Origin of the sequence: Nostoc sp. (genome assembly GCF_036917195.1) — a bacterium.
Lineage (GTDB): Bacteria > Cyanobacteriota > Cyanobacteriia > Cyanobacteriales > Nostocaceae > Nostoc.
The window spans coordinates 55,892-77,872 of sequence record NZ_JBALDG010000016.1 but is presented as its reverse complement, the minus strand read 5'-3'; the positions used below and the strand labels follow the sequence as shown (position 1 = coordinate 77,872).

Sequence of the window (21,981 nt, the reverse complement as noted above, 5' to 3'; positions counted from 1 at the left end):
ATTTAGCTCTTTGCTTCAGGCACTTATTCAATATAGCGAACCTCCTTAAGCTTGTCAACTATTTTTCCAAAAATATTTTGGACTACTTTTGAGTCAATATCAAAGCCTTAGAGAGTAAGGACTTTAGGCTATAGTATTCCTGGAAGTCACTAAGGAAGCAATAAAGTTGTGATGAATTCTGCTGTTTTACCGCCCTGGCTAGTTTTAGATCCACTTTTGCGTGGCTGGTTGTTGGAGGATATTGGTAGAGGCGATCGCACAACAAATACGCTACTAGTAGAAGATGTGACGCTAGGCTCAGCTAAATGGATAGCTAAAGCTTCAGGGATAATTACTGGCTTAACAGTTGCAGCTAGGGTGTTTCAGATTTTGAATGAAAAAATCAGCTTTGTGGCGGTTGCAGCTGAAGGTGCATGGTGTGAGCAAGGACAGGTAGTAGCTGAAATTCATGGTTCGCTGGATGCGCTACTGATGGGGGAACGAGTTGCTCTGAATTTAGCTATGCGCCTGAGTGGGATTGCCACGCTGACTAATATATATGTAGAGAAAATTGCCGATTTACCTGCTCAGTTGGTGGATACGCGTAAAACTACACCAGGACTCAGACTGTTGGAAAAGTACGCGACTGCTGTGGGCGGGGCGATTAATCACCGCATGGGGTTGGATGATGCGGTGATGATTAAGGATAATCACATTGCGGTGGCTGGTGGAATTGGAGAAGCAGTTACCCGTATTCGTTCTCAGATACCTTATCCCTTGACAATAGAGGTAGAGACTGAAAGTTTAGAACAGGTGAAAGAAGCTTTGCAGCACAACGCTGACATTATTATGTTGGACAATATGCCTGTGGATATGATGAGTCAGGCGGTGCAGTTGATTCGCCAACAGGATAGCTTGGTGAAAATTGAAGCTTCGGGGAATGTGACTTTGGAAACTATTCGCGGTGTAGCAGAGGCGGGTGTTGACTATATTTCTACCAGTGCGCCGATTACTCAGTCGAAGTGGTTGGATTTGAGTATGAAGATTCTACTTTAAATAAATAAGGCGAATCATCTCACTGTAAAGTCGTTATAATTTCGCATTTTTGAAAGATCGAAGCCTAAAACGATGTCTTCCTTGGAGACACAGAGTTCAACCAATTAGTTTGCAATGACAATCTGAATCTGTGCATGAATGCGAAAAACCACATCTGTACCTGGCAAGGTAGAAAGATCAATATCTGGCGGAATTTAGTCATTGGGCTTTTCGATATGAAACACTGTAATATTTAGTGGTATAGTAACCGCCAGGTTGGTTAGGACGCTAAATTTCGGATATGCTCCATGGCTTGTGGCAGTGTTTCAAAATGCTCTAGTTGTTTGGGAATACGGCTTTTCACGACCAGCATTTTTCAATCCGGTTTAAGTCTGGTGAATAGGGTGGTAAGTACCACACCTCACAGCCTACAGCCCTAACCAGTTGCTCAATGCGTCCGCCTTTATCAAAGGTGGCATTGTCAATCACCAGTTTCTGCCCTGGTCTGAGGGTGGGAATCAAGCACGTTTCTTTCCCTCGTTTCAAATACCTCTCGATTGCAAGCTCCTTCAATCGTGAACGGGCAAAGAAAGGCAGCTGTTGTATACATGCAGAAATCATGTTGACTCGACCTGTTGTGCGACCCGACTTCAGGTCATGAAAGCGCTCTTTTTGAGGACTGTAACCATAACCATAGTCGTCTCGATGATCCAATACCTGACTCATCCGCGTGAACAATCTGTTCATTCTTAAGGGTGGCTAGCTGTTCGACAAAGGCTTGGCGTAATTGTTCATCTCTTTCACGGTAGCCGTAGGTCTTTTTTTTCGCCTAAACCCAATCTTCTTCAAGGCAGGTGATATTGTGCCAGCGCTGATCTCTCCATCCCACAACTCAGCCATCCCCACCTGGGTTTTGTCGCCATAGGTTTCGGCAAAGGCTCGAAACTTCTGCCAGTCAACGATCTTGTTATTCTTGCCCCGATTCACTTACTTTAGCTTGGAAGTCCCCTGTCTTAGCCTTACGTCGCAACCATAAATTAATGGTGTTGCGGCTAATGTTAAAATGTTCCCTGGCTTCACAACGCTTCATGCCATTGAGTTTGATCGCCTCAATGACTTTTTGGCGCAGGTCGTAGCTGTAGGGTTTGGGCATGACAGAAATAGGACGCAAAAGTGGAAGGGCTTTTCTATTCTATGTCCTAACCGTAATGGCGGCTACTATAACTCAAAAGTAGTGTTGTTTGGACATGAAAAAGCTCTAAACTCAGCCCTATAGCATTGACATACTTAAATTTTGTATGAGCAATTTCTCTAGTTTTTTTGGTGTTTAGGGAATGTTGCGATCGCATTCTGCTTTGAAGTCCCTAAGCTTGACTTTATCCATTTTTTGGAAACACCTACGCTGAAGGTGAAACCTTTGTGGGACAGTAGTTTTACTTTATAAAGTTCAACAATAACTAGTGACATGGAAAAGTTTATGCTAAAAAGCTAGGGTTTTTGCCAGATAAAGAAAACTTAGGTACTCATTTTGGATAAAGTCGAGCTTAGAGGATGTTTTAAGAGTCGTAAATTATACCAAAAAACCTATTTCCATTCCTCTCCTCGAAGTAGGAGAGGCTTTGAAACCCCCATTCCCTGATAAAGAAGGCTTGCTCAGAGGGTCAGGTTTCTGAGGTTTTGATGTTAGCAATAATACTTTGCAAACATCCTCTAAGCAATACTGCCCCGCTTTCTAGCTTCTTTGTAAGAAGTTCCGACATTTTTTAGACCAGCTTTAATCATTTGTTGTTCAAGGAGGGCAAAGAAACGCGCTTTATCGCCACCTTTTACTACTGCTTGATTATGGGCCTCTGCGATCGCTACAGGGTAGCCATATCCTTTTTGTACTTGTGCCAGCATTAATCCCAAAGCTTGGTCTAGCATGGTTACATTTTCCGCTACCCATGCCGGAACTTCGATCCGGGCGATTTCGGTGCCAACATGGACATAGCAAAAGTAAATGGTTTGATCACCGTAGAGTTCGAGAATGGGGGAATTACTGCGCCATAGGGTACTGCGTTGTCCTGGTTCGAGTCGGGTTGCCCAAATAGAAGTATCCCGCAACTGTTCAAAAACTTTACAAGCTACTTTTTCTAGCTGATTTGGGCAATAACTTTTACAGTCTGGTACTGGATGGGGACAAGCCAACAACCGTAAAAAGTTCATTGTTTCAATGCTGCGAGAGGCACTAAGATAGCCCATCAATGGAATTTGAGCATCACGCATCTGCTGCCAAGCTTCCAAGATGGGGGGTAAAATGCGATCGCGTGCATCAATTGGCAATTGTTCCAAAAACCAGTAAATTAACGAACCATCCACCATTGCCAATGCTGGTGCTTCCCCCTTTGCTGCACATGCAAGTTCTGCCAACACCGTTGTTTCTGAAGCAGTGCGGCGAAAACTCATCCATTCCTCAGTTCTAATTCCCCATTGCCGAGAAGTGTATAAATCTTCCGGACGATAAAATACCTCTGGCAAACTATCGAGTAATGGATGGCGGTTTTGTCCGTAGTGTAAGACTACTCTGCCGATATTCAGGAGATAACAGTAAGCAATTTCGTGATGATTAGGGGCAATTTGCGAACCATCAGTAGCGACGACAGTATGAATTTTTGGAGGAACTGGGATATCAATGTAAGTTTCTAGCGGCTCAATTGGGGTAGCATTAGCAAAGAGAATGCGATCGCGCCATTTTTCCTGGCGATCAATTAAATCTTGTTGAAACTCGTAAGCATTTTTGAGATGTTGTTGCGCCAATTCTAAACGCTGGCGACTGGCAGTAGCTTCTAAGGTAAGATGCTGACTTAAACCCTGCATTTGTCGCGCCAGTTTTGTCAGATCAAGCATAAAGGTAAGTGCTGAATTAGGAGTCATTCAATTTTAGATTTTTAATTTGGGATTTTAGATTAAAGGAGAAATCTAAAATCTAAAATCTCAAATTTGCAGAGTTAAGAGTTTTTCTAATTTCTTATTATTTACTTATATTTTTAAAATATCTCAATGTTTTTGTTACAATTAGTGAAATTTATTCCTAAAAATACCACTATGGCTTTATATGCTGAATTACATAGGCACTTGGGCGGTTCAGTCGTACCCCGAGTTTTATGGGGATATTTCGAGCGACATTCTTCGGAGTTGATGTCCCGCTTTACTGACTATTCAGAATTTGAAGATTTTTACACTCGCCCACGCAACACCCTAGATGAGTATCTAGAATTACACACCCTGGTAGAAAGCGTGCAAACTGTGGAGACTTTGCCTTACTTTATCTATCGCTTGGTGCGGGGTGCTTACATTTTTGAAAATTTGGCTTATCTGGAACTGCGCTATACTCCTTATTTGCGGACACCTGAGCATCTGAATCAATCACAGAGAATTGACAAGATGGCAGAAATTGTGCAAGTAGTAAGACTTGCCAGCCACCAGCCAGAATATCCGATTGTTACTAGCCAAATTCTCTGTATGCACACGCGCCTACCCTATGAGGTGAACAAGGCGATTATTGATTTGGCAGCGCAAAATAAACAGTATGTCTGTGCAGTAGATGTAGCGGGGGGTGATAGCTATTATGCTGATCGCTTAGAAGAATGGATTAGCTTATATAATTATGCGCGATCGCTGGGCGTTAACACCACGGGACATCTATATGAAACCACTGCTGGTTGTTACCCAGAACTGTTACCTTATCTGATGCGAATCGGTCACGGCATCCAAATTCCCCTACTGTATCCAGAGTTACTTAATGATGTAGCTAGACGCGGACAGTGTTTAGAGGTTTGTCCCACAACTTACCTGAAAACTGGTACTTTGCAAGATATACGTCAACTCAAATTAGTTTTTGACCGTTGTTTTGATGCTGGGGTCGATATCGCTATCTGTACTGATAATGCTGGGTTGCACAATATGCGTTTGCCATTTGAATATGAAAATCTCTTGACTTACGACATTATTAGTTTTGAACAACTACAAGCTTGTCAAGATGCAGCTTTCTGTCATGCTTTTGCTTGGCCTTATAGTCAACGTCCTGCATCCCTTTTGAATGGATTGCTGAAACCTGAAGCACCTAAAGTTTTGGCAATGAGAGATACTAATTAACCACTACCTAGAGATAAACAGAAAGTAAGGTAATTTAATGTTAATTAATGTTGCAATCAGTGCCTTTTTGTGATCCCATAAAAAAAGCTGTAATGCACAAGAGATATCTTGCAAAAGTCAATGTTTTAAAGATTAAACCACAGGTACACACAGATAATTTATCGGTGTTTATTTGTGGTTAATTTTTCGCTGATGTTGTCGCGAAAAAACTATTTAGCCGCGTTCGCACTATTAAATAGGTGATTTATACCCCGAATTTTTAGTACTTCACTTTGGAGCGTTGCTCGCGACTGAAGCTTGGAGCCTCGATACTAGTACAGCTTAGTGGAAGTAAGCAGACCATTAAAAGCTACTAAAATTTGGTTAATCGTAAGGCTTAAAAATGGTATGTATATTTACGCCGCATGGTATTAGTAATTAGCGGCGCGAGTCTAGAAGCCATAACCTCTATACTATATTGTTCTACACATCTTTGTCTGGCTTCAATACCTCGCTGGTTTGCTGACTCGAAATTCTCAAATATCAATCGAATTTGTTTAACAATTTGTTCAGGACAAGAAGGCTCAACTAAATAACCAGTATCACCTAAAATTTCGGGAATATCTCCAACGCGCGTTGATAATACAGGTTTAGCCATTGCCATTCCATCAGTCAACTTCAAAGGAAATTGAGCGCGAGTTTCTGGAGTATCTCGCTGGGGAACGACAATAATGTGAGCAGCAGCAACAATATCTGGCATGGCATCAGCTGGATAGTTTGGTAGTTTGATAATCCAGCGCCCCCAACGTTGTTGAAGTTGTTGATCATAATTATCGTAAGGACTGCCACCTACAATCACTAATCTTAAGTCTGGCTGATTAATTTTATCTAGCGCTATGAGAACATCTTCTAAACCTTTATAAGGTCTAGGTGCGCCAGGAAACATTAAAATTCGGTATTCAGATAAACCATAGCGACTTCTACTGGAATCAGGATTATATCGAGCCGGGTCAAATAAGGAGGTATCCTTGCCATTAGGAATTAATATACCACCAAAACGCTGCTGCAAAAATTTAGTATGCACCGTCACAGCATCTGCATGATTTATGAAACTTTCCATCCATTTAACGTACAAAGGATGATATGGACTCCTGAGTGCGCCGTTTGATTTCAATAAATCCCTAGCTAATTGTTTTAGTGTTGGACAATAACGCCAGTTATCACCACCATGCCAGCTAAGTTCCCAATCATCTATGTCTAAAATCACTGGTTTTCTGCTGCATAAGCTCTTTAACAGTGCTACTCCAAAACTAGCTATCTGTGGTTTAATTGCATAAATTATATCTCCATCAATATGTTTTAAAAGTTTGTTGACTGCCTGAAAAAACTTCGGGTAATTTTCACCTTTTATAGCGAAAATTTTAGTATCAGATGGAATAGCAGCATATATATCTTTGTTAAATAAAAATCCTAATATTTCTACTTCATAACCCAGCTTTTGGAATGCTGATTTTAACAAATATGCCCGAATAAAACCATCATTAGTAGATAAGTTCCATACAAGTAGCGATATCTTTAACTTAGTTTTCATTTTAATGAGACACTCCTTTCTAATTGGCAAGCAAAGACGCTTTCTGTAAAAACTTAATTTTTTACCTATAGTAAAAAGCAAAATCCTTTAATATCGGAACTCGCAACCAGACTAAAAAATAGAGATATCTCACGAACTTACCGATGCGGTTGGAAATTTTTTCAAGGAGTGAACGCTGTGGGAATACCTTCTGTTTGTAATTCTCGAAATAGGCTTCCGGTTAAGGATGAAAATTTTTCTAAATCTGCTGCTAAATCAACTAAGACTTGATCATATAAGTAAATTCTTATTAGAGGATGTTTTAAAAATATTTGGCTGTGATTTTAAGCACTTCCTTATCCTCCCTAACCCCCCAAAAAAGGGGGTAACCTGAATCAAAGTCCCCATTTTTAAGGAGTATTTAGGAGGATACAGAACGTTTTTATACCGACAATAGCACTTTTAAAACATCTTCTTAAATGTATTTATCAGTTTTTTATTTCAAAGAAAAATAGACCATTAAATACCGGAAACTTTTGTTATTGTACAGTAAAATCTTTAGGTTTTATCTTGGGATCGCTTTTTGCAAATATTTTTACAAATCACCCCAATCCAAATTCAGGAAGGGTCAAGCATTTAACTTTGTACATTTTTCAGTATGTTTGATATGACGATAGTTGTAAAACCTGGTTGACGCCATTGCAAACGGGCCTTGAAATCATGACATCAGCAACTAAATTATTACTCATAAGCTTTTCTCGCTGAGAATGCCAAAAGCAATTTACCAAAAATCGCCTTTTAATTGAGTTTTATTGGCAATTCATCAAAATTTCTTGTAAATTCGCCTCTTCATCTCCCTCAACTTCTTCATCTCCCCCACTTCCCCTGCACCCAGAAGCTATAAACTATAATTTATGGCATCTACTATTCAAGCTCTACCAACAGAAGTCGTATATCTCATTACAGCTGGTGAGGTAATCGACTCTTTAGCTTCTGTGGTGCGGGAATTAATAGAAAATTCCCTAGACGCAGGTGCAACCCGAATTGTGGTTTCTCTCTGGCCGCAGCAATGGCGAATTCGTGTGGCAGATAATGGTTGTGGAATGAACCTAGATGATTTGCAACAAGCAGCCACAGCCCATAGCACCAGTAAAATTCGCTCTAGTGCCGATTTATGGAAAATTAACAGTTTAGGGTTTCGTGGTGAGGCGTTACACAGTTTAACGACTCTGGCAAATTTGGAAATTTTAAGTCGGACTGTGGGTGGAAAATTAGGATGGCGGATTAGCTATGGCAATGGCGGGGAAGTTGTGCAAGTTGAAGTAACTGCGATCGCACCTGGTACAGTGGTTACAGTTTCTCATCTTTTCGCTAATTGCTCATCTCGTCGTCAGGGATTGCCAACAGCAGCACAGCAAATGAAAGCTGTGCAAGCGACAATTCACCAAATCGCCCTATGTCATCCCCACGTTACCTGGCAGATTTGGCAAAATGACCGTCAATGGTTCACCATCTGTCCGGCTGCTACAACTGGGCAACTGCTACCGCAGATTTTACCGCAGGTGCGCCAAGGTGATTTGCAAGAAGTGAAATTAGAACTCCCCAACCCGCCAAACTCCTCACTCCTAACTCTTCACTCCTGTACAGACGCGATTAATCGCGTCTCTCCTCGCTACTCACTAAACTTAGTGGTAGGATTACCTGATCGCTGTCATCGTCATCGTCCAGATTGGGTACGTGTAGCCATTAACGGACGGATGATTAAGACACCGGAACTAGAGCAAACGATATTATCTGCATTTCACAGAACATTACCACGCGATCGCTATCCAATTTGTTTCTTACATCTTGCCATTTCTCCCGATCAAATTAACTGGAATCGCAATCCAGCAAAAACAGAAATTTATCTTAACGAAATCATTTATTGGCAAGAGCAAATTACCCAAGCAATTAACCAAGCACTCAGCATCTCTTCTACCAATCTCAAAGAAGCTGTTCACACAACACGAGTTAGTAAATTACTCAAAGCCGCAGAAGCCAAAGGCGGCTACAATTTCAATCCTCAAAATCCCAACAAAGATTACAAAAATCCTAACTCCTTGAAGGCTGTCGCTCAAGTTAGCAACACTTATATTGTGGCAGAACATCCAGGTGGTATGTGGTTAGTAGAACAGCACATTGCCCATGAACGAGTTTTGTATGAGCAATTGTGTGATAATTGGCTACTAGTTTCCGTCGAACCGGCAATCATTCTTTATCAATTGTCGCCAGCGCAAGTATCGCAACTGCAACGCATCGGTTTAGAAATAGAACCCTTTGGCGAACAACTTTGGGCAGTCCGTAACATACCCGCACCTTTACAGCAGCGAGACGACTGTGCAGAAGCAATTTTAGAACTTAGTTGGGGAGGCGACTTACAAACAGCCCAAGTAGCTGTCGCCTGTCGCAGTGCCATTCGTAACGGTACACCTATGAATCAACAAGAAATGCAAACACTTTTAGATAATTGGCAACGCACTCGCAACCCTCGCACCTGTCCCCACGGACGCCCAATTTATCTATCCTTAGAAGAATCAGCTTTAGCCCGGTTTTTCAGGCGTAATTGGGTAATTGGTAAAAGTCATGGAATTTAATATTTTTGGTGACAGATTACAAGAGGTGTAAAAATTGTAGATTAACTAATTATTTGTCACTGTTAACAGATTAATGTCATTTTTAACAAATTAATGTCCATTAGGCATTCTGGGTCAGCCATATCAAAGATGTTTAAGTTTTACTGGCACACTGAATATCATCCGTCGCGCTGTTCCCAAATTTCAGCGGCTCCAACTGGAAGAATTTCCTTCTTTTTCACCTGGCTTGTAAGAGAAATTTTGGATGAGCAGATCCCAGAACCTGAAGGTAGAAGTAACCTCCGTGTAGTTAAAAAACTAGAGCTAAATTTCCCTCCAAAAAACCAATACATAAAAACCAACGAGTCAAACTAGAAACACTTACTTTTTCTATCCTCAATACTGCTTAGACCTTAACCAAACCGTATTGTAGCCAATGTCTTACTATTCTACAATTGTGAAGCCAGGATGTGCTCCATGATCGCTATCCAGGCTCCAGATGAACTCAATCAAGAGTGGACACACACTGTCATGACGACTTATAATCACGCCACCATACGGGGCCAAAAGCTTTTCTATCGCGAGGCGGGTTCTAAGAACGCGTCAACCATCGTGCTCCTGCATGGCTTCCCCAGCTCTTCGCATATGTTCCGGGATCTGATTCCGCAACTAGCAGATCGGTTCCATGTGATTGCACCAGACTATGTGGGTTTCGGCTACAGTGATGCGCCGAGTACGAATGACTTTGAATACACGTTCGACAATCTCGCGGCTCACGTAGAGGAACTGCTCTTCGGCGTTCTAGGTCTGAAGACATTCAGCATCTATGTGCAGGACTACGGGGCACCGGTAGGCTACCGAATCGCTTCAAGACACCAGGAAGCGATCGAGGGCATTGTCGTTCAGAACGGCAATGCATATGTAGAGGGTCTCAGCGCAACCTTTGACCCGATGAAGCCGTTCTGGGCCAATCGTAATTCTGAGACAGAAAAGCCAGTCCGGGGATTGCTCACCAAGGAAACCACTATTTTCCAATACACGCACGGGGTCACAGATCCCAAACGAATCAATCCTGATTCCTATACGGTCGATCAAGTTTTTCTAGATCGTTCCGGTAATGACGCCATCCAGCTCAACCTGCTTCATAACTACCAATCGAACGTTGCGCTCTATGACAGCTGGCACGAGTACTTCCGCAACCGACAACCGCGAATGCTGATAGTTTGGGGAAAAAATGATCCTATCTTTACTGTCGAAGGAGCCCAAGCGTACAAAAGGGATATCCCGGCAGCAGAGTTGCACCTCTTGGACACCGGTCACTTCGCGCTCGAAGACTCCAGCGAGTTCATTGCGGATCGCATTCGGGAGTTTCTCGGCTAAGGGTCACACCTGTTGCGTTCTAAGGGACTTCCAGAAATTAAAATATACAGTTTAAAAGAATGATAATCATTCCAAGATGCAATATTGCATCTTTTGGGTATGGAAAGAAATTAAAAAAATTTTGAAATGGGAATATTTTCAGACATTAGATGAGTTAGATAAGCTGTTTGGAAACAGTTAGATAAATTAACTGCTCTTAAATCTATTGCTGGCTGGAATTTTATTTTGGAGGCATTATTTGTATCAGGATTTTCGTGAAATGGTATTACAAACATCTGGGCAATGACAAGCCCTTTTAGGGTGAAAGCATCAAGAGATTATTACAACATATTTAATATATTAAAGCCAAGCAGAGAAATCTTTGGCAAATTGAGACAATGATAACAACTGAATTCGCGGATCATTTTGGGCAGCTTCCCTATCTGCTTGGGTATTATAGCCCCAGTCTGCAAGAAACAGTTTCACATCTTCAAGGTCTATTTGCTGTTGAACTAACTGCAATGTCTTGAGTCTATCTTCTACAAACCACAGACTAACTAGCTTGTCTTTTTCTGCCTGCTTTAATTCTTGTATAATTTCGTATTTGGGACGCTTGACTTCTTTCCCAAAAATTGCTGGTGCTGGTAAATTTACTCCTTCTTGTTGCAACAACTGCTGTACAAAACGCCCTTCTTTAGTTGTCACAATGTATAGTTTAACTCCACTGTCAAGAGTTAATTTTAGTTTTTCTACTACACCTGGGTAAAATCTATGCAGACTTAGCCAACCGTCTAAATCAGTGGTAATCCATTCATCCCGTTGGTTATCTAGTTTTGCACCAATTTCTCTTGCTTGTAGCTTGTCATTTAACAAAAGTTTCGGGGCGATGATTACCCATTCATGAAGAATTTTCTCATCAGGAATTCTATCTACCAACGCTTTGATTAAAACGGGCAATTCCCAACCCGTTTCAATTACAGGTCGCAGGCGATAGAATCTCAAAGCTAAATCATCTGGTGGTGTGTCGTTAGCAGGCGACCAAATTTGACAGTAGGTGCGCCACGCTACCTCGAAATATTCAATTAGTCCGTCACAAATCACTCCATCAAAGTCCAAGGCTAAAATTGTAGGACTACTTGCGGTCATTGTTTTGAGGATGAAACTGCTGTTGTCAGCTTACCTGACAAATTTAAATTATGCAGTAATTTTTGTTAGTCTTTTATAATTTATGACTTGCTCAAAAAGTATGGTGGCATTGTCCAATCTGATTTGATACTAGTAGGTTAACGAGGATCTACAGCAGGTTTGTGATCAACTAAACTGAACTTGGTTTTGCTTGACTACTACAGTGATCAGTGGTAAAGAACGTTTAGCAGGTCCATGAACGACTCGACCCTGAGAATCTTATTGAGATCCATGACAAGGACAAATAAAGTGATTCTTCTCAAGCTCCCACTCAACTGTACATCCTAAATGAGTACAAATTGGATTGATAGCGTACTCAGCAATATTTGGTCTGTCTTAAATGATGAGATAATCAACGCTATGGTCTGACAAGCCTTTTACAAAAATCGGAATTCTGGGCTTTGCAGTTGTCAATAGTGCATTAGCCTCAATTTCCTTGCTGTCTTTGTCCAGTGCCACAGATCCTGGTAGATAATTTTGACAGCGCGAATTCTTTGGATAAAGAGAGCAAAGGGTTTCTAGATTTATCTCACGACCTTAGCTGACTTTGGGAAATAGATATCCCATCGCTACTGATGCGACTGTACTACCTAGCATCTAAGTTAAAAAATTCCGGCGCGTTTTTATCCTGGCTGGAATTTTACCATTAGTAGAAGAATTTTCTTCCATGACCCGATTTCCCAAGAAAGGTCTACTAATATACTACGGCACGATCGCGTTAGAATTATTTTTTGGTTTTAAGTTATTTAATGGTAAAAATACCGCATCTAGGACTAAATACAGCAATTCTATTTGATTTGTGAGAATTACGAACAACTGAGTGCTCAAACAGTTCAGAGATTGTTTGAGTTAATTAAAAAGAAAGGTGTTCCCGCAATTTTTGCTGAAACTACAATTAACCCAGCTTTAATTAAAACTTTTGCTCAAAAAGCAGGGAGTGAAATTAGTACCAAATCAACTTTACTCTGATTCAATTGGTACAAAGGTAAGTGAAAAAAATTCCTAGCTCAAAATAGTAGAGGTGAATACCCTCAGCATTATAAAAGCATTGGGGAAAATATTCTTTATTTCAGCTAAAGAAGTAAATTCATCTGAGCGAATATCTAACCTAAGAGGTGTTTCGCTCAAATATATCAAAATCTCTCTAGAGAAAGAATTCTTTATACCTTCGATTTTTTATAATATTTGAGTATATCTTTATGAATACCTGAAAAAGCCATGACTGAGAATAATCAAGAAAATCAAATTAATCAACCAGTGAGCGAAGATTCGCATACTCGTGAAAAACCGGATGTGAACGAAAGAAACTTAACTGCAAATCCGGGAGATAGAATTGTTGATGAGTCTCAATCAGTTGAAGAAAAAGCTCAACAGGCAGCTGTTGATGATGTACCAGACATTACAGGCGAAAGGATCACAGTCCCAACTTATTTCGTTGTGGATGAACCCGATGGTGAAAAAAAGGCACTCCACCACGTTAAAGATGCTGAAGAGATTTCCGACATGATTCGGGAAGCACGAGTTGATGAAAATGGAAATCGAGTTTGGTGGTAGTCTTTCATTGAAGAGATACGGAGGTACGGAGAGTTCTATTCTTTGCGTTCCCGTATCTGTCTTCTTTGATCAAGTAGACCCGTCGGAAAATTAAATTCGCCTAAACATTAAGATATAAAATTTTCTCTTTGTAAATCCTAATATTTCCCCTATATAGCTTTTGCGGATTGTACAGCCTAATAAATTATGTTGAGGCTCAAAATTTTAAAATCCTATTTTTTGTTTCTAAACTATCATTAACTATGCCAAGCCTTGTTGCTACATTCACACAAGACATATAGTCGAACTTAGTAACCCTTGTAAAGATTGGGTTATAAATTTACGCACAAGTCTAGATATAAATAATAACTTTCGGTTGGTTAAGAGTCTACGAGAAGCAACACACTGACCAAGTTATACAATAGCTGTTCGTAGACGTTGAACTAACAAAATTTTCTAATGCTATGCTGCCACTACAACGATAAGTTTTTTCTACTGACAGTTACAACTTCTCTTGCCAAATGGGCTATGCCCCGCTGGAAGCGATGCCTACGGCGGTAAACTACCCAACCAAATACAACAGCCACTTTTGCTAACAATCCTATTTTTATAAGGTGCGGGTGAGTAAGGTTCTAACTTAGATAATGTGAAAAAGCACGCCGTCGCTAAAATTGTTGAACAACAGGCTACAAAGTTTACCCAGACTTAAATTGAGGCTATTTATAAAAAATAATAATTTAGTAAAACAACCTGCAAAGAAGGATTTCAATAAGCATTGCGATTCGTTTTCCTAATTTAACTGGCCTTTGCTTCATCCCCGGACGCTTCAGCCACAGCCGCCAATCTATCTGCCGCAGCTTGCACAATTTGAGCCACTTAGCTAAGAGGCATGTGCTGGATTTGTCTAAGAATCAGACTCAAATCTGAGGTTTCTGGAATTGGCTTTCCATCCAGACAGCTAAGTAACTCCTGGAGTGTGTAACCCGCTCTCACTGCGATTTTTGCTAAATATTCAGTATCTGGCACATTCACACCCTTTTCCCACAACTGAACAGCAGTAGCAGAAACTCCCAAAAGCTTGCCAAACGCTCGCTGGCTCATTGAACCACGAGCTAGTTTGATGATTTCAATCAGTTTTTCTCTACTTTCGATGTTCACTGCTTATATAGCTAGCCAACTGTATTTACAAGTTTAGTGAGAAAAATATAAAACTTTAGTTGTACCTTGACAAGCTTCATTGCTAATGGCAATTTAAAATGATTGTTGCAGCATTGCAATTAAACTTGCAATATTGATATAAAAATTTTAATAAGGTTATCGGTAGTAATACTAACAATATAAGGAGTGGATCATGTTTGCCAAGCCAGGCAAAATTAACCAATATCGCCGCAAATGTAAAAACCTCATAGCCACTAATAAAATTAAACCAGAACAGTGGGACATTTCAAACACTGAGGCAAGAGAAGCCTTGAAAGCCAAAGGCTACGACATAAAGCAAATCAAAAAAATCCACCGTCTGAAGTATCAAGTGTGTATTTCCTACTGGGATGCAAAAGGCAACGTGTGCAGCAGCTTCTTCAGCTACCGGATTTTTGCACGTTGGCAAAAAGAAGCAGAGAAGTTAATTTATGTCTGTCAAATCTTGAAAGAATGGGCGAAGCTAAATTACGTGATGAAGTACGAATTTGCTTATTACCATTATCCCAGTGAAATGGAAGATGCACTTTATGCAATATTTAGAAAACCACCTTGATGTGTTAAAAGCAACAGCACAACAAGTGGTTTTACAGGGTTTTTAACAGCAAAAATTAGTTAGCAGCAGAAGTCGCTAACTCCGCGAGACGTTCCTGTTGGTCTTGAGATATGCAAGATTGAATAAGCGTCTCTAAATCACCTTCCAGAACAGGGTTAAGAGAATAATTCTGACCTAACCGATGATCAGTAGCGCGGTTATCTTTATAATTGTAGGTGCGAATTTTTTCCGATCGCGATCCTGTACCAACCTGCGATCGCCGCATAGAAGTTACAGCTTCCTGTTGTTCGCTTAACTTGATGTCATACAACTTCGCCCGCAGAATTTGCATCGCCCGTTCTTTGTTTTGCAACTGGCTGCGTTCTTCTGTACAGAAAATGCGTATTCCCGTTGGTTTGTGCATCAAGTCAACCGCTGTTTCCACCTTGTTGACGTTTTGCCCACCAGCACCGCCAGAACGAGCTGTAGTCATTTCAATATCTTTCGGGTCAATGTGGATTTCCACATCATCCACCTCTGGCATAATCGCTACTGTGGCTGTAGAGGTGTGAACCCGTCCCCCAGCTTCAGTTGTTGGTACACGCTGCACACGATGCACTCCAGCTTCAAACTTTAACTGGCTATAAACGTCATTACCTTTAATTTCTAGAATGACCTCTTTCCAGCCACCCATTTCTCCCAGAGATTCGCTCACTAGAGAAACTTTCCAACCTTGAGTCTGGGCATAGCGGGTGTACATCCGCATCAAATCGCCAGCCCAAATACTTGCTTCATCGCCACCAGTGCCAGCGCGAATTTCCAACATGATATTCTTTTCATCATTAGGGTCACGTGGTAGCAGTAAGACTTTCAAGCGAGTTTCTAAATATTCTATTTTTTCTTCAAGTTCCTTTACTTCCAATGCTGCCATTTCTTGCAACTCTGGGTCACTCGCAGATTCTTTGTAAACCTGACGCGCTCCACTCAAGTCTTCTTGGGCTGTTTTCCAAGTTTCATAGGTATTAACTACCTCTTCCAAAGAAGAACGAGACTTAGCAATTTGTTGATACTCATCAGGGTTGCTTGCGGTATCGGGGTCGCCAAGACGACGTGTTAATTCATTAAAGGTTTGTTCAACGGATTTTAGTTTATCCAGTAAGTATGATTCAGCCATGACGAGTGCGATCGCTCCTTAAAAAAATAACAAATTGGCTCGAGCATATAAATGACAATCGACCCAGCTGATGCAGGGCCGTCGTTAACAGCAGAGCCAACCCGCTACTTTTTCTTTTGTTCGTCGCCAGATGTTTGAGTGCTGCTCATGCCGTACTTGCGGAGGAAGCGCTCTACTCTACCCTCAGTGTCAATAATCTTCTGAGTACCGGTGTAAAATGGGTGATTTCCAGACCAAACATCTACGTGCAATTCTGGCTTGGTAGAGCCAATGGTCATAACAACCTGACCATTGCAGTAAACTTTAGCATCTGGATACCACTTAGGGTGAATATCAGATTTAGCCATTGTTTTTTTTGTGATGAATCTATATCAATTATAACTTTCAGGTTTCAATTGGAGCTAGGGATTGGGGACTGGCAAAGATATAAACAACGGACTTTTACCAATGCCCAATTCCCTATGCCCAATGCCCTAACGCTTAGAGTACTGAGGTGCTTTCCGGGCTTTATGTAAACCATATTTTTTCCGCTCTTTTGCCCTCGGATCACGAGTCAGGTAACCTTCGGTTTTCAAAGGTGGGCGGTTGTCTGGGTCTAGTTGGCACAAAGCACGAGCAACTCCCAAGCGAACAGAATCAGCCTGTCCGGTCAAGCCGCCACCTTCTGCTTTCACCAAAATGTCATATTCGTTTTCTAGTCCCAGAGTTTCCAGGGGTGCTTTGATGACTCCCAGGTAGTTGGCATTGAATTGAAAATACAAGTTTCCATCTTTACCGTTCACAGTCAGTTGACCAGTGCCTGGAACCAAGCGGACTCTTGCTACTGCGTTCTTACGACGACCAGTACCCCAGTATACGGCGCGACCGCTATTGGCGTCTGCTACTACCATTAATTTTCTTCTCCAGGAATTGTACTAATTCGTAGTTCTTTAGGTTTTTGAGCATCATGGGGATGCGTGGGCCCAGCGTACACTTTTAGCTTAGTGAACAACTGCTTACCCAGGCTATTTTTAGGTAGCATACCTTTAACAGCCTGTTCTAAAATCCGCTCTGGGATGCGCTGTTGCAGTTTAGCGAAAGTTTCCGTTTTCATCCCACCAGGACGACCAGAATGGCGACGGTAAAGCTTTTGAGTGCGCTTTTTGCCTGTGACTGCTACTTTCTCGGCATTGATGACGATTACGAAGTCACCTGTATCTAAGTGGGGTGTATATTCGGGTTTATTTTTACCTCTTAAAACCTGGGCGATTTCACTGGCGAGGCGACCGAGGCGTTTATCGGTGGCATCTACTATGTACCACTCACGCTCAAGGGACGCTTGAGAAGGAAGGTATGTTTTACTAATTGTCATTTGTCATTTGTCCTTTGTCATTTTTGAGCCAGTGCGGTCTTCTCCCATTCGTGAGAGGCTAACGCCTGCCGTAGGATGCCCGTTCGCCGCAAGGCGTCCCGTTAGGGAAGGGCTGTAGGGGGTTTCCACGCCACTTCTTGCTTCACTTGGGGAGACCCCAAGACCGCAGTGGCTCCCTATGAGCAACTGGCGATAGCAACGTAGAAGCGTTACCCGGAGGGTAATTTGTCATTAGTCATTTGTCCTTTGTCATTTGTCGTTACTAAAAACCAATGACTAATGACTCTTGACTAGTGACGAACTTTGGCAAGGTGTCGTACCAAATCTCTTTTGGAAAAGGAAAATCTGGATAACCGACTCGCAACAAGCACAAGCCTTGGGGCGGTGCGGCGTGTTTTACTTCTTCCCGACGTTGTTCTTTCCAGAGTTCGGTGAAGCTAGAAAGTGTCCGTTGTCCAGAACCTACTTGTACCAGCATCCCTACCAACAGCCGGATCATGCCATACAAAAATCCATCTGCCTGTATTTCAATATGGATAAATGGCCCACTGCGACGACACTCTGCTGCTTGCACCTCTACCCAGGAATGCGATCGCTTTGAGCCTGCACGGTGAAAAGCAGCTAAGTGATGCTTTCCTAACAGAGGTTTTAGGGCAGCTTGAATTAAAGATTCATCCAGGGGTGCATAATAATAATGCCAACTGAAGGGTCTTACAAACAAGTTAAGGCGATCTTCAGTGTATATTGTGTAGCGATACCGTCGATAGGCTGCACTAAAGCGAGCGTGCCAACGGTTATCTACACTAGCTGAAGCCCTAATTAATATATCTGGCGGCAGATAGCTGTTGAGGATTGTTGCCCACTTGTGAGCCGGAATTAAACCTGTTGCTTCAAAATGGGCTACTTGAGCAGCAGCGTGGACTCCAGAATCGGTTCGCCCCGCACCGTGTAATGTTGCATGATGCCCAAGAATAGTAGCGATCGCTCTTTCTATCTCTTCTTGAACTGTCCGCTGTTTTTTTTGCCGTTGCCAGCCATGAAAATGAGTGCCCAGGTATTGGATTACCAAGGCTACTCGATGAGTTTGTGTAGGCTGGTGGCTTTCTAACATACAGATTTTGTCATTTGTCTTTTGTCGTTACTAATGACTAATGACGAATGACTTAAACCAATTCAATTATTGCCATTTTTGCATTATCACCCCGACGCGGTACGGTATGCAGGATGCGGGTATAACCGCCCTGACGAGCACCATATCGAGTAGGAGCTTGCTCAAATAGAGCGTGAACCAGTTGTTTGTCGAAGATATAGCCAAGGGCTTCGCGGCGTGCTGCCAGGGAGCCATTTTTAGCTAGAGTAATCATTTTTTCCACTTCACCTCGCAGAACTTTCGCTCTAATTAAAGTGGTGGTGATCTTACCATGACGGATCAGCTCGGTGGCGAGCGATCGCATTAAAGCACGGCGCTGATCAGCTGGTTTACTGAGTTTTTTGACGCGACAACGGTGACGCATAATTATGCACTATGAATTATGAACAGTTTTTCTTAAGGATGTTTAGAGCCCCTTTCCATTGGCAGGGTGATGCCCAAGCGTCGCTGCAAAGCTTCCACGACCTCTTCTGCTGACTTCTGACCAAAGTTCTTAATTTCTAAGAGGTCTTCTTGGGTATAATCCAACAAATCTGCCACAGAGTTAACTTGTGCCCGTTTGAGACAGTTATATGCCCGCACAGAGAGTTGCAACTCTTCGATCGGTATCTGGGCTGTTGGGTCGTCTGGAATATGTGAACCTGTGTCTGTTGGTTCCAGGGAGATGTCTTTCAACGGGTTGAATAAATCTACCAAAATTCCAGCGGCCGAGGATAGTGCTTCTTGGGGGGAAATACTGCCATTTGTCCAAACTTCCAACAGTAGTCGGTCTTTTGGGCTCAAGCCTTCCCCACGAGATTCTTCAACACTATAGTTGACTTTTCGCACTGGCATAAATATTGAGTCGATTTGGAGAAAGTCCAACGATGTGGCTTCTTCACGTCCTCGCTCTACGGTGCGATAGCCTTTGCCTTTTTCGATCCGAAATTCCATTTCCAGTTTTCCTCCCTCAGCTAGGGTGGCTACATACTGGGTCGGATCGATGACTTCAACTTCACTAGGTAAATCAAAATGCGCCGCAGTGATAGTTGCTGGACCGTTAACAAGTAATCTACCAATTTGGGGTTGCGAGGAATAGTTTTTTAGGATTACTTCCTTCATTTTCATGAGGATTTCCAGTACATCTTCCCGCACACCCGAAACTGTAGCAAACTCGTGTGAAACGCCTGCAATCCGCACTGCTGTAACTGCTGTACCTTCTAGGTTGGACAGTAAAACCCGCCGCAGTGCGTTGCCAACCGTTGTTCCTTGACCACGATCTAGAGGTTCCAGAACAAATTTACTGTAATGGTTCCGACTTTCATCAGTATTCGACTCTACACATTCAATCTGAAACTGCGCCACAGATGAGCCTCCCTTTTTCTAAGGTGCTGCTAGCAGACAAATCAATTGCCTCCCGAATTGACTGCCAATTTTCGATTTTGGATTTTGGATTTTGGATTGTGCTTCTTTGGTTCATGCTCCGCCTCTTGTAGGCACAACAAATCTTAAATCATCAACTTAAAATCCACGAGGCCCTGTACCCTTGTAGTTGGGTTCAATCTAAAATCGCAAATCTAAAATCCAAAATTGATTGATAATATTTTGGGTAGCCCGAAGTTTAACAGCTTTCCCGGTGGGAAAATCTGACGCGCTTCTGGTCGCCCAAGGTTTCACCCAATGACAGTGTGCACGTTAGACGCCCAAGCTGTCACTGCAAGTAACTTTACTTGGTTTGGCTGTAACTTCTCGTCTTCACTGCCCAAGTCTTGGTGTTTAAACTCGACGGCGCTTAGGTGGACGACAACCATTGTGAGGAATGGGGGTAATATCCCGAATGAGTGTAATTTCCAGTCCTGCTCCTTGAAGTGCCCGGATAGCGGTTTCTCTACCTGCTCCTGGCCCACTGACCATGACCTCAATCTGGCGCATTCCTTGATCAATGGCTCTACGGGCTGCACTTTCAGCAGCGGTTTGCGCTGCAAAGGGAGTTCCCTTTTTTGCTCCCTTAAAACCGCTAGAACCAGCACTAGCCCAAGAGATGACATCGCCATTTTGATCGGTAATGGTGACAATGCTATTGTTGAAAGTAGACTGAATGTAGGCCATCCCATTAGGTACGTTCCGCTTCTGCTTTTTGCTCCCGGATTTTTTAGTTGGTTGTCTCGCCATACTTGTTTAGTTGATTTAAGGTAAAACTTGCTCTGATTAGCAAGCGTTGCAGATTTATTTCCCTGGAGCCTTCTTCTTACCAGCCACTGTCTGCCTTCTCCCTCGACGGGTTCTGGCATTTGTGCGAGTTCTTTGTCCTCTGACTGGTAAGCCCATGCGATGACGACGCCCTCTGTAGGTACCAATGTCAACTAAGCGCTTGATGTTCAAAGACTCCAAGCGCCGCAAGTCGCCTTCAACTTGATAGTTGCTTTCTATTTCCCCTCGCAGGGCTGTCACATCGGCATCACTTAAGTCCTTAACGCGGGTGTCTGGGTTCACACTAGTAGCCGCTATAATTTTTTGAGAGCGTGATAACCCAATTCCGTAGATGTAAGTCAGACCGATCTCGACGCGCTTATCGCGTGGAAGGTCTACTCCGGCAATACGTGCCACAATGAATTCTCCCTATTGTTCTCGCAATTACTGTTGGTTGGAAAAACGTGATTAATCGCGTCTTTTCGTTTTAATGATCATATGCGTGTTACAACTCACTCAATTGGTAAGAGGACTATCCTTGACGTTGCTTGTGCTTGGGGGTCACGCAAATCACCATGACGCGACCACGACGTTTGATCACGTTACACTTTTCACAGATTTTCTTGACTGAAGCTCTAACTTTCATGCCTTTTATTCTTTGACTCCAAATATTAAATTATAGCATTTATAGGGAAATTAATCCACTTAATAGACTAGTAAACAGTCCAAAAAATGGTTTTATGGTAAAATTTCTACATATACTTACTTCTTTCGTAGTCGATAGGTAATTCTGCCTTTAGTCAAGTCGTAAGGAGTTAACTCTACCTTGACGCGATCGCCGGGTAAAATCTTGATATAATTGCGGCGAATCTTGCCGGAAATGTGAGCTAGCACGTTAAATCCATTGTCCAAGTCAACGCGAAACATCGCATTGGGCAAGGACTCTGTAACCGTGCCTTCCATTTCAATTAAATCTTGCTTAGACAATTTGTTTTTTCCTCAACTCAACAATCTCGTGT

At 42.2% G+C, this 21,981-nt stretch carries 23 protein-coding genes and 3 pseudogenes; 7 read left to right on the top strand and 19 right to left on the bottom strand.

Going from position 1 to position 21,981, the window contains the following annotated elements; genetic code table 11:
• The first annotated feature begins 171 nt into the window (after positions 1–171).
• Positions 172–1,035: a carboxylating nicotinate-nucleotide diphosphorylase gene (nadC, locus tag V7K40_RS05480; protein ID WP_334957429.1), complete on the top strand. Its 864-nt coding sequence runs from the start codon at positions 172–174 to the stop codon at positions 1,033–1,035.
• A gap of 339 nt (positions 1,036–1,374) precedes the next feature.
• On the opposite strand, the gene V7K40_RS05475 is transcribed toward nadC, so the two are convergent.
• From V7K40_RS05475 to V7K40_RS05465, 3 genes are all read right to left on the bottom strand, one after another.
• Positions 1,375–1,761 carry a transposase gene (locus V7K40_RS05475; RefSeq protein WP_334957427.1) on the bottom strand — a complete coding sequence of 129 codons (387 nt, stop codon included), beginning with the start codon at positions 1,759–1,761 and terminating at the stop codon, positions 1,375–1,377.
• Between the two features lie 220 nt (positions 1,762–1,981).
• Positions 1,982–2,185: an IS630 transposase-related protein gene (locus V7K40_RS05470; protein WP_334957425.1), complete on the bottom strand. Its 204-nt coding sequence runs from the start codon at positions 2,183–2,185 to the stop codon at positions 1,982–1,984.
• Positions 2,186–2,724: 539 nt separating this feature from the next.
• Positions 2,725–3,900, bottom strand: coding sequence for a DNA double-strand break repair nuclease NurA (locus V7K40_RS05465; protein WP_334957423.1), 1,176 nt, complete (start codon positions 3,898–3,900; stop codon positions 2,725–2,727).
• 198 nt (positions 3,901–4,098) lie between these two features.
• On the opposite strand from V7K40_RS05465, the gene V7K40_RS05460 reads away from it, so the two are divergent.
• Positions 4,099–5,148, top strand: a complete 1,050-nt coding sequence (locus V7K40_RS05460; RefSeq protein WP_334957441.1) for an adenosine deaminase — start codon at positions 4,099–4,101, stop codon at positions 5,146–5,148.
• Between the two features lie 376 nt (positions 5,149–5,524).
• On the opposite strand, the gene V7K40_RS05455 is transcribed toward V7K40_RS05460, so the two are convergent.
• On the bottom strand, positions 5,525–6,718 hold the full coding sequence (locus V7K40_RS05455) for a glycosyltransferase family 4 protein (RefSeq protein ID WP_334957421.1): 1,194 nt from the start codon (positions 6,716–6,718) through the stop codon (positions 5,525–5,527).
• Between the two features lie 893 nt (positions 6,719–7,611).
• Between V7K40_RS05455 and mutL the strand changes: the two genes are divergently transcribed.
• Both mutL and V7K40_RS05445 read left to right on the top strand, forming a co-directional pair.
• The gene (mutL, locus tag V7K40_RS05450; RefSeq protein ID WP_334957418.1) at positions 7,612–9,330 is read left to right on the top strand and encodes a DNA mismatch repair endonuclease MutL; all 1,719 of its coding nucleotides are present in this window, start codon (positions 7,612–7,614) and stop codon (positions 9,328–9,330) included.
• Between the two features lie 456 nt (positions 9,331–9,786).
• Complete coding sequence (locus V7K40_RS05445) at positions 9,787–10,689, top strand: alpha/beta hydrolase (protein ID WP_334957416.1); 903 nt, start codon at positions 9,787–9,789, stop codon at positions 10,687–10,689.
• Positions 10,690–11,028: 339 nt separating this feature from the next.
• On the opposite strand, the gene V7K40_RS05440 is transcribed toward V7K40_RS05445, so the two are convergent.
• A complete protein-coding gene (locus tag V7K40_RS05440; protein ID WP_334957414.1) occupies positions 11,029–11,814 on the bottom strand; it encodes an HAD family hydrolase in 786 nt (261 codons plus the stop codon).
• A gap of 258 nt (positions 11,815–12,072) precedes the next feature.
• On the bottom strand, positions 12,073–12,153 hold the full coding sequence (locus V7K40_RS05435) for a hypothetical protein (RefSeq protein WP_334957439.1): 81 nt from the start codon (positions 12,151–12,153) through the stop codon (positions 12,073–12,075).
• Between the two features lie 510 nt (positions 12,154–12,663).
• On the opposite strand from V7K40_RS05435, the pseudogene V7K40_RS05430 reads away from it, so the two are divergent.
• Positions 12,664–12,938, top strand: a pseudogene (locus tag V7K40_RS05430) (zinc ABC transporter substrate-binding protein); the annotation flags it as partial.
• Positions 12,939–13,071: 133 nt separating this feature from the next.
• Complete coding sequence (locus V7K40_RS05425) at positions 13,072–13,407, top strand: hypothetical protein (protein WP_334957412.1); 336 nt, start codon at positions 13,072–13,074, stop codon at positions 13,405–13,407.
• Between the two features lie 774 nt (positions 13,408–14,181).
• Here V7K40_RS05425 and V7K40_RS05420 read toward each other — a convergent pair.
• Positions 14,182–14,544 (bottom strand): annotated as a pseudogene (locus V7K40_RS05420) (helix-turn-helix transcriptional regulator).
• Positions 14,545–14,737: 193 nt separating this feature from the next.
• On the opposite strand from V7K40_RS05420, the pseudogene V7K40_RS05415 reads away from it, so the two are divergent.
• Positions 14,738–15,185, top strand: a pseudogene (locus tag V7K40_RS05415) (hypothetical protein).
• 9 nt (positions 15,186–15,194) lie between these two features.
• Here the strand turns inward: V7K40_RS05415 and prfA are convergent.
• From prfA to infA, 12 genes are all read right to left on the bottom strand, one after another.
• Positions 15,195–16,292, bottom strand: a complete 1,098-nt coding sequence (gene prfA, locus V7K40_RS05410; RefSeq protein ID WP_334957410.1) for a peptide chain release factor 1 — start codon at positions 16,290–16,292, stop codon at positions 15,195–15,197.
• A gap of 104 nt (positions 16,293–16,396) precedes the next feature.
• Positions 16,397–16,639, bottom strand: coding sequence for a 50S ribosomal protein L31 (rpmE, locus tag V7K40_RS05405; protein WP_273765764.1), 243 nt, complete (start codon positions 16,637–16,639; stop codon positions 16,397–16,399).
• A gap of 126 nt (positions 16,640–16,765) precedes the next feature.
• Positions 16,766–17,182: a 30S ribosomal protein S9 gene (gene rpsI, locus V7K40_RS05400; RefSeq protein ID WP_229460561.1), complete on the bottom strand. Its 417-nt coding sequence runs from the start codon at positions 17,180–17,182 to the stop codon at positions 16,766–16,768.
• Positions 17,182–17,637, bottom strand: a complete 456-nt coding sequence (rplM, locus tag V7K40_RS05395) for a 50S ribosomal protein L13 (protein ID WP_334957437.1) — start codon at positions 17,635–17,637, stop codon at positions 17,182–17,184. The genes rpsI and rplM overlap by 1 nt, the downstream gene beginning before the upstream one ends.
• A 9-nt stretch (positions 17,638–17,646) precedes the next feature.
• Positions 17,647–17,772, bottom strand: coding sequence for a hypothetical protein (locus tag V7K40_RS05390; protein WP_334957408.1), 126 nt, complete (start codon positions 17,770–17,772; stop codon positions 17,647–17,649).
• 133 nt (positions 17,773–17,905) lie between these two features.
• Positions 17,906–18,754 (bottom strand): tRNA pseudouridine(38-40) synthase TruA, encoded by an 849-nt coding sequence (gene truA / locus V7K40_RS05385; RefSeq protein ID WP_334957406.1) that lies wholly within the window; start codon positions 18,752–18,754, stop codon positions 17,906–17,908.
• Between the two features lie 52 nt (positions 18,755–18,806).
• Positions 18,807–19,157 carry a 50S ribosomal protein L17 gene (rplQ, locus tag V7K40_RS05380; RefSeq protein ID WP_334957404.1) on the bottom strand — a complete coding sequence of 117 codons (351 nt, stop codon included), beginning with the start codon at positions 19,155–19,157 and terminating at the stop codon, positions 18,807–18,809.
• A 32-nt stretch (positions 19,158–19,189) separates the two neighbouring features.
• Positions 19,190–20,137 (bottom strand): DNA-directed RNA polymerase subunit alpha, encoded by a 948-nt coding sequence (locus V7K40_RS05375; RefSeq protein ID WP_334957402.1) that lies wholly within the window; start codon positions 20,135–20,137, stop codon positions 19,190–19,192.
• A gap of 411 nt (positions 20,138–20,548) precedes the next feature.
• Entirely contained in the window at positions 20,549–20,944 is a 396-nt protein-coding gene (gene rpsK, locus V7K40_RS05370; protein ID WP_010998331.1) for a 30S ribosomal protein S11, read from the bottom strand.
• Positions 20,945–20,998: 54 nt separating this feature from the next.
• Positions 20,999–21,379, bottom strand: coding sequence for a 30S ribosomal protein S13 (gene rpsM, locus V7K40_RS05365; protein ID WP_334957400.1), 381 nt, complete (start codon positions 21,377–21,379; stop codon positions 20,999–21,001).
• A 115-nt stretch (positions 21,380–21,494) separates the two neighbouring features.
• Positions 21,495–21,608 (bottom strand): 50S ribosomal protein L36, encoded by a 114-nt coding sequence (rpmJ, locus tag V7K40_RS05360; RefSeq protein ID WP_334957399.1) that lies wholly within the window; start codon positions 21,606–21,608, stop codon positions 21,495–21,497.
• Between the two features lie 116 nt (positions 21,609–21,724).
• Positions 21,725–21,949: a translation initiation factor IF-1 gene (gene infA / locus V7K40_RS05355; protein ID WP_006276978.1), complete on the bottom strand. Its 225-nt coding sequence runs from the start codon at positions 21,947–21,949 to the stop codon at positions 21,725–21,727.
• Positions 21,950–21,981 lie beyond the last annotated feature (32 nt).